Below are 11,896 nucleotides of genomic sequence, written 5' to 3' on the forward strand. Positions count from 1 at the left end.
ACCGAAAGAGTCGCCGAGCCGGACGACGCTGATGACAACCGCCATTCGTGCCATGACACATCCGAGCCGATGGAAAAGGCTGAACCGTTCCGCCCCCTGGACATTTACGAGTTGAGGCTCGAACCCCGGAATCCGCCGACTCGGTTCTTATCCTGGCTGTATGCCTCGGCGTCGGGAAGCGTAGAAATACGCGTCGTGCTGCTTGAGCGTGTCCAGGTATTGAGACGGGCGGTGGTGGCCCGCTCGTCGGTCAGGAACCGGCCTGGGTGCGACGGGTGCGGTCGCCGGACACCACGGCGTCGCGGCCAGGCGTGGTCCGGCAGCCGTGCTCCAGGCGCCGGCGCCGCCCCCGCCGGGCCGTGACCCGCCTCGCCCACGCCCAGCAGCGACCTGGCGGCGAAGAGCTGCGCATATACGCAAGCGACCTCGACGCCCCGAACCAGCTCTCCGACCCGCTGCTGCGCCCTACGCCCGCCAGTGTCGGCCCCAGCACCATCTCCCGCTGGTTCCGCGACGAGTTCGGCACCAGCCCGACTGCCTGACGCGCTGCGGCCTGGAGGCTGTGGTCTTAGTGGGCGAGGCCGTCGAGTCCACCCACGGTCACCCGGATGTACACGACCTCGCCTTGGCTGTTCCCGCCCGCACACCACCAGGAGAGTTGCCCGTTCGTCGCACGCGGATGCATGCCGTGCGTGTTGCAGAACGACCGCGGCGCATGATTCCAGCCATGACCGGGATCGTTGGCGCGTGGAGGTCAGCGACCCGAATCCGGAACCTCGCGCGGGGTGGACAGGGCCTGGCCTCCGGGCCGAGCGACCCAGCCGGCGGTGGCGGCCAGAGTATGCAGGACGGTAGCGCCGGCGGACACCACCGAGGAGACCGGCCATCCCATCCATCGCGCCAGATCACCTCGCAGGTCGGGGTCGACCTCGACGGTCACCCGGATATATCTGCTCTGCCACCTGGTGACGTTGGTGGACCGAGGTGCCGAGACATCCGGCCCCCGCCGCAATGCCGCGCGGTAGTTCTCCTTGCGCTGATTCATGCCTCGTCCTGACGCTCGATCAGTTCCTCCGCGAAGTCCATGTACGCCGACCCCTTGGCCTGGACCGGGTTCCCGAACGACTGGGCGTACAGGTCGAGTCGCGCGATCTGGGTGTGCAGCACCTCGAAACCCCTCTCGGTGAGTGCCTCGCGAGCGTCGGCATCGGGCCCGGTGCGCGTGGCATCGGGACGGTTGGTGCGATTGAGCAGGACCGCCGTGCGGGCCGGCTCGGCACGCAGGGACTGCACGTCCGCCATCTCGCCGAGGATGGGTGCCATCCGGTCCAGTTCGATGGGGGCGGGGGTCACGGGCACGATCCACTCACCGGCGTACCTCATGATGCTGCGGGTAATGCGGGGATGGTCCTCCAACTGGGGCGCGTCGAGCACGACGGCCTGCCGGTTGCCGAGGAAATCGTTCACGCGACGGTGGACATCCCCCACCGGCAGAGCGATCACCGGAAATGGGAAGCCACCGGCCAGCTCGCTCCAGCGCAGCGCGGAAGAGGCCGGGTCACCGTCGACCAGCAGCGGACACCTACCCGACTCGTAAAGCGCGTGGGCCAGCCACACTGCACTCGTCGTCTTTCCCACGCCGGGCTTGAGATTCACAAACGCACAACTCAAAGGCACAAGAAAGGACAATAACGGGCATGATCGTCCAATTCGGTCGGCGCGACGGCGTGGTCTCCTAGTTCACCCGCAAGCCGTGAGAAACGTCGGACACTTGGTTGAAGGTCGCGGCCGACCCTGTGCGCCACCTGCGCCCTGGGCACTGTCACTTTGTGTTAACCTCAGACGTTTGGACGGCTGTGACGGCTGTGAGGGCCGGCAATTCTGCCCGTCCGATTCCCTTGTCCGTTGGATGCTCATTTCCTGCCGTGCCTTCCTCGGTACGTTCCGCATACGGAAGGCTCTGCATGAACCAGCCGGACCTCCTGGGCACCTCGCACGGCGACCTCGCCCAGCCAGTGCCCCTCACCCCGACGGTTCCCCCGGCCGCCTCCTTCGCTGACCTTGAACTGCCGGCCGAGATGCTGCGAACGCTCACCGAGCTCGGCGTGCGCGAGCCCTTCCCGATCCAGGCAGCCACGTTGCCCAACGCCCTCGCGGGACGCGACGTCCTGGGGCGCGGGCGCACCGGATCGGGCAAAACCCTCGCCTTCGGCCTGCCGCTGCTCGCACGGACGGCCGGGCGGCGCGCGGAGCCCAAGCAGCCCCTCGCCCTGATCCTGGTGCCTACCCGAGAGCTGGCCCAGCAGGTCACCGAGGCACTCGCGCCGTATGCCGACGCGCTCCGGCTGCGGATGACCGCGATCGTCGGCGGCCTGTCGATCGGCCGGCAGGCCGCTGCGTTGCGCGACGGGGTCGAGGTCATTGTCGCCACCCCTGGCCGCCTGCACGACCTCATCGAGCGCAGGGCCTGTCGCCTGGGACGGGTGTGGATCACCGTCCTCGACGAGGCCGACCAGATGTGCGACATGGGCTTCTTGCCGCAAGTCACCGAGGTGCTCGACCAGGTACACCGCGACGGCCAGCGGATGCTGTTCTCGGCCACCCTTGACCCCGACGTCGACCACCTGGTCCGGCGCTACCTCCATGACCCCGTCGTCCACTCGGTCGACCCGTCCGCGGGCGCGGTCACGACCATGGACCACCATGTGCTGGTCGTTCATGGCCCCGACCGGTATGCCGTCGCGACGGAGATCGCCGCCCGCGACGGCCGCGTACTGCTGTTCCTGGACACCAAGCACGCGGTCGACCAGCTCACCCGGCACTTGCGGGCCAGCGGGGTGGATGCCGCCGCTCTGCACAGCGGTAAGTCCCAGCCGCAGCGCACCCGGACCCTCGCGCAGTTCAAGAGCGGCCAGATCACCGTCCTGGTGGCGACCAATGTCGCGGCCCGTGGCCTGCACGTCGACGACCTCGATCTCGTGGTCAATGTCGACCCGCCCACCGACCCCAAGGACTATGTGCACCGCGCGGGCCGCACCGCCCGGGCCGGTGAGTCCGGCCGCGTCGTCACGCTGGTCCTCTCGGGCCAGCGCAGCGCGATGAGCCGCCTGATGGCAGAGGCCGGCATCAAGCCGACGACCACCAAGGTGCGCTCGGGTGAGGCGGAGCTGAGCCGGATCACCGGAGCCAAGCGCCCCTCCGGCACCGCGCTCGACGGTAAGCCCGCCGCACACCGGGCCAAGAACACCCATACCCCCTTCCGCGGCCTGGGCACCAGCAAGGACACCTCCCGCGCCACCGGCGGCAAGTCCCGCAAAGCCACCGAGGCCCGTCAGCTCGCCGAGGCCCGCAAGGCAGCCCGGGTGCGCCGCGGCGGCTGAGCCCCCGGATAGCCGGACCTTCCCGTCCGGCCACGCTCTGCCGTCTCGGTGAACTCGGTCCGGAAGCCGTCGGGCAACGCCTGGAGCCGGATCAGGCGGTGATCGGCCTCACCAATCCGCCGAGCCGCCTTCTTCGACACCAGCCGGAGTCGCACCCGCAAATGGTGTGACATGAACACGTGCGGAACTCGTCAGAAGAGGGCGCGCTTCCATGCCAACCAGCGCAAGGACCCCGGATCAGCGGACTGATGGCTACCTCGGCACGTTCAAGTGGGCCCCGATGTGAGGTCGGCTGTGCGCCGTGCTCGGTGTGGGTGTCGGCGGGGTTCTCGGCAAGGGCCTCGGCGGAGGCCGGGAAGTACGGCGCGCGACCAGCCGGTACCGGGAGGATCACTCCCGGGCGGCTCGTCCGCCCTCCCAGCTGAGCTTGACCGTCAAGTGGCCGTCGAGGCTGGATTTGGCGATGACGGCACCGGCTTCGGTGCTCAGGCGCACCCCGAACTCCACCTCGATCTTGTCCGGGCACACGGGCGCATCACGGAACTGGCCGAGGATCGTGGACGAGGCGTCCCGCACACTGCTCAGTGCGGACCCGAGCGAGGTCGCCGCGGACCGGACCACATCCCGGGAGCGGGACACCGGGCTGATCTCGGGGCCATCCTCCGCGATCTCCACCAGCACCTCTCCGCCGTCGTCCAGCGACCAGCGAGCGATCTCAGCCATGTGACACCTCATCCGTGAGTGATGTGCGTGCTGCGTAGGCAGTCCCGGCTCAGGGGCACAGGGACCCTTTGAAGGCCCCGGAGGGGATCAAGTCCTTGATGTGGTGCGAATCGTTGACCTGGGGGCCCAGGAGCGCGCACAGGCGGTCGATGCCGGGTGGCTTCCTGACGGCTTCGCGTGGGCCGGCCTCGGCCGCGTCCGCCACCCGCTGGAGCGGGCTCCGCCCGCCAGAGGCCGCCGACACGACGCCCAGCGCCGTGTGGTCCACGAGCAGGACCGGGCCGTCCGGAGAGTCACCCAGCGGCATCAGTGTCGACCAGTCCCCCGGATAGGAGGAGCGGCCAACGCGTTTTCCCGTGGCCAGTGACCGGATGGATACGCGGCTTCCTGCCTCGGCAATGAAGTCGGCGTGGTCATTGATGGCGTCCGCATCGGGTGGGAGGGAGAACCATGCGGCGGTTCCGGTGGAGTTGAGCGAGAGGGTCCCGTCGACCTCCGCTGGGTCGAGGCGCGGGATGTACCCCGTCTGCGCGCCGGTGGCGATGTTCCAGGCCCTCAGCTCGGCCGAGGTGCCAGGCGCCCCCTTGAGTACGGCAGCGACGGTCCGGCCGTCCGGGCTCGTGATGAAGTTCTGCGTCCGGGACGGATCTGCCAGCGCGGTGCGGGTCATTCGATCGGATTCCACACGTACTCGGGTCAGGGTGATTGCGGTACGGATCGAAGACCCGTCCGACTCGCCCTCTCCCAGGATCGCGGACTCACCGTCCGGCCCCAGCCAGAAGTGGAACACCGCGCTTTGCCACGGCAATACGGCCTTGCGGAGAAGCTTGCCGCTCTTCAGGTCGAGGAGGTACAGGGTGTTGCGCCGGCCCGCGGCCGTCATGGGATCCATGCTGTCCGGCAGTACCAGCCCGAGTACCCGGTTGTTCGGGTCGATGCTCATGGAGACCACGCCGACCCGGGGCAGCGGGGGGAACTCGGTACCGAGGACGACCCGGTGTCCGACCGTGTCATAGACCACCAGGCAGACCTTGTTGGTGGCGCTCATCATGTCCGGCACAGAACAGGAGCCGGGGACACTCCGCTTCCCGTCCAGGTCCGGAAAGGGCTCGTCGAGGAACGCGATGTACCGTCCGTCGCGGCTGATCACTGCATGGTCGGTCTGGTCGTTCTTCTCCAGCACCCCGTCCAGGGGCTCAGCCACCAGCCCGCGCCCGGTGTCCCGCCACGGGACGATCTGGCCCTTCGGGCCGCGCGTGACCAGGGTCCGGCCGCCGGCCGCCACCAGTGGGGTCAGATCCTGGAGTGCCATCTGGTCGGCGTAAGACAACGGCGGAACCTTCTGCGCGGTCGGTGTCGACGTCGGGGATGCGTTACGTGGTGCCGTGGTCTTCGCATCGAGGTTGGGCACGATCCGGTCGACGGGACCCAGTCCGTCGAAGACGTCCGGCAGACCGCTGTCAGGGTGCGTGCGGTAGGCGCGCAAGCCCAGCTGCATCGCGCCATAGGGGTCGTAGGAAGCCCGCTCCTCGGCCTTGGTGCGCAGGGTACCCGCGAGGGACGCCTCCACCTGCTCGCTGCGGTTCTGGTAGATCAGCGTCCCCGCCACCAGCGCGAGGGCCAGGGCGGCGGAGACAGAGCCGTTCACCCGCCAGCGGCGCGCCCGGCCGGCCATGATGTATCGGGTCTCCTGGGCGGAGAGATGGGCCTCATGGCTGCGCATCCACCGGTGGGCGTCCCTCAGCTCGGCGCCGGCGAGCAGCCGCCTGCCCGGACGTCCCTGCTCGGACCAGGTGGCGATGCGCTGCCGGAGGGTGTCCTGCCAGACGCGGAACGCGCGGTGCTCGTCGCAGAGTTCGCGCAGATGTCCCCAGTGCAGCAGGAGCGAGTCGTGCGCCAGCTCGATACCGGAGGTGCCGCTCGGGTCGCCGCCGATCCGGTGCATCACCAGGAGCCGTGACGTGGCGAGGCGCTGCCCGACGGTCCACTGGTTCTCGTCGCACTCCTCACGCAACGCGGTGCGGCGTACGGCGAGGTCCCCATCGGGCAGGGGCCGGACCAGCTGAATGAGGAGCCGGTCGGCGACCTTCCGGCTCTCCGGGTCGATGCCGGCCCAGATCCGGTCGGCGTAGCGGGCGAGTGCCTCTGAGATGCCGCCCAGTTCCTCGTACGCCGCATGGGTCAGCACTCCCGCCCGTCGGCGCGCCCACAGCTCGGCGAGAGTGAATTCGAGCAGGGGCAGGGGGTTCGGGGTGTGTTTCAGGTCGTCCAGGATGCGTTCGACCAGCCCCTCGGCGAAGGCGACCGTGCCGACATTCTCCAGCGGTCCGGTCATGACCCGGCGCAGTTCGCCCTCGGTCATCTCGCCCACGGTGACCGGCAGCCACGTCCTGGCGAGGTCGGCGACGGCGCGATCGGCCAGCGCCGCCCCCAGAAAGGTGTCGCGCAGGTTCACCAGCACACACAGCCGGGACCCGGAGGACAAGCAGGGCACAAGAGCGCGGACGAATGCGGAGCGGTCGTTGGCCGACGCCGCGAAGACCTCCTCGAACTGGTCGACGCACACCACCAGTTGGTCCGCGTGGTGCTGCTCCAGCACAGCCGCCACGATGTCCGGCAGCTGTCCCCTGGCCAGCCGGCCCTCGGTCGCGGCGACCGACTCCAGCCGGGCCGCCGCTGTGAGGGCGGGGCGCATCAGCCGGTCCAAGGCGAAGGCCAGTGCGGTCAGCGGGGTGGCGGCGTCGGACGGGCGTAACGCCAGGGTGAGCCGGATGGCGCCCGAGGAGTCGGTGGCGCGCAGCCGCGGCACCACGCCTGCGTGCCACAGCGAGGACTTCCCGATGCCCGATCCGCCGATGACGCTGATCAGCGGCACTCCGGAGCGGATGCGGTCGGCGAGCTGACCGGCCAACTCCTCGCGCCCGTAGTAAAGATCGGCATCCTGCTCGGTGAAGGGGCGCAGCGCCCGGTACGGAACGCGCCGCTCGATCACCTCGGCCAGCTCGGGCCACGCCTCCAGCAGCATGTCCACCGGGAGCATGTAACCGATCTTCGTGCCCGCGCCGGTGACCCGGTAGCCGACCATGCCCACGGCAGCGTCCGCGTCGGTGCTCCATACCGGGGCTCCGGAGAAGCCGGGAGCCAGCATGGCCTGCCGTGCCGGGTCACTCTCGATCTCCACCCAGCCCGTGGCGACGGGACCGCCCTGGCGCCCGTGTACCCAGGTGCCGAGCTCCAGACCACGGGGAAAGCCCACCATGACCAGCGAACCGTCCAACTCCCCGTGTCGCCGGCTCAGGACGAGCGGCCGGGCGTCCGCAGGCGGTGGCTCCCGCAACCGCAGCCCGACGACGTCCATCCCGTGCTCCGGCACGGGAGGCCGCCAGGCGACGATGTCGGCGAGCTGCCGTCTGCCCGGGGCGAGCAGCGGGAAATCAAGACTGACCGAGGCCCCCTCCAGCGGGCGCTCGTCGGCGGACAACCCGAGAGCCCCGGCGACCACATGCGCGGCCGATACCAAGTGCCGGGGGCCGGCGAGAAAGCCGGCCCCGACGGGCTCGTCACCGTCCCAGATCCGCACCAGCCCAGCCTCGAGAGGCACACGCATATCAGACCCCCGTGTACTGATTTCTGCCTCAACGGTACCGGCATACCACCACGCGCCCGGGCGGTATGCCGGAACCCTTCGGATGCGAATGGGAGAGATCATTTTCACTGCCGAAGAGGACAAGCCGGCGGCTGGCGACAACTTCGGGAGCGGAGAGCCGTATCAGGCGGCACTCGGCGCCGGTCTCGTCCTCGTCCAGCTCGGGGGCGTCCGAGTTGCGCAGGGGCCGCAGGTGACCTCCGGCCGGGTTGGCGGCGGTGAAGCCGTAGCGGCCGGGCACGTTGAGGTTGCGGTGCTTGAGCGATGAGGTCCACCTCGCAGCCGACGACCGCTGCCGGCCGCCGGCCTTCGTCCTGACTGCCGGGCCCGGCAGGCCGGCGATGCACCTGCCTTCCCGAATGTGATGGCTCGCGTGCGCGTCCCGCCCGCGGGGGCGGAACCCGGCGGGCCGACAGCCGAGGACATGGGCACGGACCATCACCTCGTTTCCGGCGGCCAGTAGATCTTGCTCACCTTCACTGCGACCTCTGCCGGCGTCTCGCCCGGAGTGCCGCTCACCGTCACCCGATCTCCATGCGACTGGCGTGGTCGCGAGCGGATTCCGGTATGTCCTTGGCGCTGAGCGCGAGGTTGTTGTCGACGGTGAAGAAGGGCGTGAGGCGGGTCATGCCACGCTTCGGGTGTGCAAGATGCGTCACCGGAGTCTTGTCCGTCCTCTTGCGATCAACTATGTCTCCTCCGATGCGGCCTATGGGGATGGGGGCGTGGCCTGGGGAGTTCAAGCGCAGCCGCAGGTCCCACAGGTCGTTCTCTGCTCTGCGGTGGTTGAGCATGTCGCGGTAGTCGAGGGTGAACTCAAAGCTTCCGTCGACAATTTGGGTGACCGAGGTGGTGAAGTCGTGTTCGGGCCCGGTGCGGGAAGCGGCCACCACGGCCGCCGCAGTCAGGTTCGCCTCGATGTTCGGACTGAGCAGTGTCGCGGTGACCGACACGTATGCGCCGTCGACCGTGATGCGGTGCACCTCTGCGTGGGCGGGGCGGTGCCAGGTACGCAGGGCGAGGTAGCCGTCGCTTGTGGTGTACGGGATGCAAGCGCTGACTCCGTCGCGGCCGGTGAGGGGGTGACGTCCCACAAGGGCGGCTTGTTCAGTGAGCGTTGCGGTGAGCCGGGTACGACGCGCGGCGGTGTTGGTGTCACGGTGGGCGACGTAGCAGTCCCAGCGGCCTTCGGTGAGTCCGGCGCCGACCGGCAGGATGATGTGCGGGTCAGTCTGGTCGGGTGCGGTGGCTTCGGATATGGGGAGGCGTATCTCGCGACCCTTGGGATCCTTGCGCAGCCGGGCGACGAAGTCGAGGAGGCCGGTGGGGAGGGTGTCGGCGGCAAGGCGGATGAGGAGGGCATCGTCGGACAGGGCCCGTGCGCGCGCCGATGCGCGTGGGGCGGTGACGTGGTGGGGCTCTGTTGCGGCCTGTGCCGGTCGTTGCTGCCGCCGCGTGTGCACCGCGGGCGCGGCTGCGCGCACCGCTGAGCGCAACCTTGTCAAAAGGGACGGGCGAGCAGTGGTCCGCAGGTCACCGAAGAGCCGTTCGTAGCGACGGGCGGCTGAGGCGGGGGCGAAAGCGCGGGCACGTTCACGGGCGGCATCGCCGAGTCGGTCGCGTAAGGCGTCGTCCGTCATGAGCTGCCTCAGCGCGTCCACGTACGCGTCGCTGCCGTCCTGCAGCGGGACGAGGACGCCGTTGGTGTCGTGATCGATGATCTCGGCCGGTCCGTGCGGGCAATCTGTGGCGATGACCGGTACGCCGCAGTGCATGGCTTCGACGATGGTCATGCCGAAGGACTCCATGTCGGAGGAGACCGCGGCGATGGCGCCCTTTGCCCATTCGGTCTCGATCGGTGCGGCAGGGCCCATGAGACGGACCTGTTCGTAGAGTCCGAGCCGGTCGATCTGCTCGCGCAGCCGGGGCTTGTCGGGGCCGCGTCCATAAATGCGCAGGGTCCAGTCCGGGTGGTCTGCGGCTGCCTCGGCGAATGCGTCGATCAATCGGTCATAGCGTTTGACGCTGACCAGCCGGCCCGCGGCCACGATGACTTTCGAGCGACGGGTTGAGGGATCGACCGCGGGCTCGGGCACGCTGTTGGGGATGCAGAGGATTCGCGTCGATATGCCGGGCAGGGCAGCGCGGTACTGGGATGCGTCGGCCTCGGATACGGTCACGAAGGCGTCCAGGCCGGCGATGGCAGCGGCCTGGTGGCCGCGTAGGGTCGGGCTGTGGGCATCGAGACTCAGGTGTTCCTGTCCGATGCGCAGGTAGCGGCTGCGCCCGTCGCGGGCGAGGTAGCCGTTGAGGTCGGGGCGGGTGGCAATCACCACGTCTGCGTCGGTGTGATGGAGCCAGGTGCCGATGCGTTCGTCGTGTAGGGCCGAATACGGCAGGTGCCCGGAGTTCGCGGCGGCGCCCGTGTCGGGGAACATCGTGCACGGTTGCCGGGTCAGCTCGTGGCCCCGTTCACAGCCGGGGCTGTGTTGACGCATATCGATCAGGGAGGTCAGTCTCACCCGTTCATCGAGGGCGATAGCCGGTGTGTCACTCACCCGGTGCACACTCACCACCTCGACTTCGTGGCGTGCGGCGAGGGCGCGCGACAGGTTCATCGTGGATCGGATGGTCCCACCGATACCGAACGCATTGTTGATGAGGAACGCGATTTTCATCGTTCTCTTTCACAGTGATGTCGAATGTACGATCGCCAGTCCGGGAGCCGCCCAAGGCGCGGAACCAGACCGTGGTGGATTTGCGAAGGCTGTCGGACCGTTCGCTTGTCACGGGAAGCGCCTGTGACAAGGTGACGAGTCATGGTCGGGTTGATTCCTCACTGCGTTGCTTCGAGGCAGTGGGCTTGCCGCCATGGCAGGAACAGTTCCGGGCGATTGGTGATGACGCCGTCAACACCCCATGACGCCACAAGCTGCCAATCAGTCTCGCTGTCGACCGTCCAGACGAACACTTCGACCCCGGCCGCCTTCAGTTGATCCACCACAGCAGGACGGGCAGAGAGTCCCTTGAAGTTCACCGCGTACGCACTGAGAGCGAAGGTGCGTGCCGTGGCTACGGGATCCGGATCGAGCTTGGACCGGAGCAGTGCGACCTTGGTCCGGTAGCCGGAGGCAGCTGCATGCCGTACGACGTCCTCGTCGAAGGACTGGACCACGGTTCGTTCGTTCATCCCCGCTTCGGCCACGAGCTTGAGGGCATGCTCCACCGCTGCTGACGTCTGAGGCCCCTTGATCTCCAGGAGTAGACGGGCAGGCCGGTTCTTCAGGGAGGTCAGGACCTCTTCCAGGGTGGGCACGTGTCCGCCCCCCTTCACCCTCAATCGGGAGATCTCTTCGGCGGTGAGCTGGTCGATACGTCCTGTTCCGTTGGTCATCCTGTCCACGGTGTTGTCGTGCATGATGACCGGTTGACCGTCCTTGGTGAACTGCACATCCGTCTCGACCCAGTCCGCACCGTGATCGGCGGCTGCTTCCAGTGAGGCAATCGTGTTCTCCGGGGCGATCTCCGGGGCGCCACGGTGACCGATGGCATAGGTGCGGGCGCAAGAAACAGCTGAACTCCGCTGCGCAATGCGGATCTCGTCGATGGTGCCGGCGACGTATTCATGCCAGGCGCCTTGGTGGAGCAGCCGGCCGATCTGCAGGCCGCCGTTGGCTCGCCACGGTGTGGTGAACCGGACCGACTGCTGCAGTTGGCCGTTCACGGACAGCGACAGTGTCTGCTGGGCCGCATCGTAGGAACCGGCCAGATGGGTCCATACGCCCGAGTGAGCCGCATTGTTGCTCACGGCCCGGACTATGGTGGTGTCGTCGGTGTCCTTCGTGCGTCGGTTGAACGCCCACTTGTCGTAGGTCTTCGAGTAGTAGAGCTGGAAGCCGCTTGCCCGGTTACCGGCCTGCGACAGGAACGTGTAATTGCGGTCCTTGTCGTCGAGCTTGACCCAGGCCGATACCGAGAACGATTTCGTGGTGTCCACCACCGGTCCGGCCGTAGCCGCGTAGGCGGATGTTCCGTTCAGGTGCAGGGCCGTGCCGACCTTGCCCACGACGCCCAGCTGAGCGCCGCTACCGGCCAGGGTGGCGACGGGGCCTGCGCCATGACCACCGCTGACTCGTGCACTGCCCGA

Annotated in this window: 9 protein-coding genes and 2 pseudogenes; 4 read left to right on the forward strand and 7 right to left on the reverse strand. The window is 68.3% G+C overall.

The features are described 5' to 3' along the window. The first annotated feature begins 359 nt into the window (after positions 1–359). On the forward strand, positions 360–542 hold the full coding sequence (locus ACFW5B_RS07595) for a hypothetical protein (RefSeq protein ID WP_386434702.1): 183 nt from the start codon (positions 360–362) through the stop codon (positions 540–542). A 212-nt stretch (positions 543–754) separates the two neighbouring features. Here the strand turns inward: ACFW5B_RS07595 and ACFW5B_RS07600 are convergent, their stop codons facing one another. Together ACFW5B_RS07600 and ACFW5B_RS07605 are read right to left on the reverse strand one after the other, a co-directional pair. After that, complete coding sequence (locus ACFW5B_RS07600; protein WP_386434705.1) at positions 755–1,045, reverse strand: hypothetical protein; 291 nt, start codon at positions 1,043–1,045, stop codon at positions 755–757. After that, positions 1,042–1,677 carry an AAA family ATPase gene (locus tag ACFW5B_RS07605; protein WP_386435170.1) on the reverse strand — a complete coding sequence of 212 codons (636 nt, stop codon included), beginning with the start codon at positions 1,675–1,677 and terminating at the stop codon, positions 1,042–1,044. The genes ACFW5B_RS07600 and ACFW5B_RS07605 overlap by 4 nt, the downstream gene beginning before the upstream one ends. A gap of 287 nt (positions 1,678–1,964) precedes the next feature. Between ACFW5B_RS07605 and ACFW5B_RS07610 the strand changes: the two genes are divergently transcribed. Together ACFW5B_RS07610 and ACFW5B_RS07615 are read left to right on the forward strand one after the other, a co-directional pair. After that, complete coding sequence (locus ACFW5B_RS07610) at positions 1,965–3,380, forward strand: DEAD/DEAH box helicase (RefSeq protein WP_386434708.1); 1,416 nt, start codon at positions 1,965–1,967, stop codon at positions 3,378–3,380. Between the two features lie 105 nt (positions 3,381–3,485). Next, a pseudogene (locus ACFW5B_RS07615) lies at positions 3,486–3,629 on the forward strand (CGNR zinc finger domain-containing protein); the annotation flags it as partial. A 141-nt stretch (positions 3,630–3,770) separates the two neighbouring features. Here the strand turns inward: ACFW5B_RS07615 and ACFW5B_RS07620 are convergent. Genes ACFW5B_RS07620 through ACFW5B_RS07630 form a run of 3 tightly spaced genes read right to left on the reverse strand, consistent with a single transcriptional unit; the run spans position 3,771 to position 7,990 of the window. After that, complete coding sequence (locus tag ACFW5B_RS07620; RefSeq protein WP_386434711.1) at positions 3,771–4,103, reverse strand: CU044_2847 family protein; 333 nt, start codon at positions 4,101–4,103, stop codon at positions 3,771–3,773. Positions 4,104–4,152: 49 nt separating this feature from the next. After that, on the reverse strand, positions 4,153–7,704 hold the full coding sequence (locus tag ACFW5B_RS07625; RefSeq protein WP_386434714.1) for a trypsin-like peptidase domain-containing protein: 3,552 nt from the start codon (positions 7,702–7,704) through the stop codon (positions 4,153–4,155). A 34-nt stretch (positions 7,705–7,738) separates the two neighbouring features. Continuing rightward, entirely contained in the window at positions 7,739–7,990 is a 252-nt protein-coding gene (locus ACFW5B_RS07630) for a hypothetical protein (RefSeq protein WP_386435195.1), read from the reverse strand. Between the two features lie 16 nt (positions 7,991–8,006). Here ACFW5B_RS07630 and ACFW5B_RS07635 point away from each other — a divergent pair. Next, positions 8,007–8,143 (forward strand): annotated as a pseudogene (locus tag ACFW5B_RS07635) (IS5/IS1182 family transposase); the annotation flags it as partial. Positions 8,144–8,270: 127 nt separating this feature from the next. Here ACFW5B_RS07635 and ACFW5B_RS07640 read toward each other — a convergent pair. Both ACFW5B_RS07640 and ACFW5B_RS07645 read right to left on the reverse strand, forming a co-directional pair. Next, the gene (locus ACFW5B_RS07640; protein ID WP_386434717.1) at positions 8,271–10,427 is read right to left on the reverse strand and encodes a glycosyltransferase; all 2,157 of its coding nucleotides are present in this window, start codon (positions 10,425–10,427) and stop codon (positions 8,271–8,273) included. A 158-nt stretch (positions 10,428–10,585) separates the two neighbouring features. After that, on the reverse strand, positions 10,586–11,896 hold a 1,311-nt coding region (locus ACFW5B_RS07645), incomplete at its 5' end, for a glycerophosphodiester phosphodiesterase family protein (RefSeq protein WP_386434720.1).

It is taken from the genome of Streptomyces sp. NPDC058773, from assembly GCF_042746015.1.
GTDB lineage: Bacteria > Actinomycetota > Actinomycetes > Streptomycetales > Streptomycetaceae > Streptomyces.

Bases quoted from the DNA above. Each gene is read 5' to 3' on its own strand.
- ACFW5B_RS07600 (WP_386434705.1), bottom strand. From the start codon at position 1,045: ATGAATCAGCGCAAGGAGAACTACCGCGCGGCATTGCGGCGGGGGCCG.
- ACFW5B_RS07610 (WP_386434708.1), top strand. From the start codon at position 1,965: ATGAACCAGCCGGACCTCCTGGGCACCTCGCACGGCGACCTCGCCCAG.
- ACFW5B_RS07620 (WP_386434711.1), bottom strand. From the start codon at position 4,103: ATGGCTGAGATCGCTCGCTGGTCGCTGGACGACGGCGGAGAGGTGCTG.
- ACFW5B_RS07640 (WP_386434717.1), bottom strand. From the start codon at position 10,427: ATGAAAATCGCGTTCCTCATCAACAATGCGTTCGGTATCGGTGGGACC.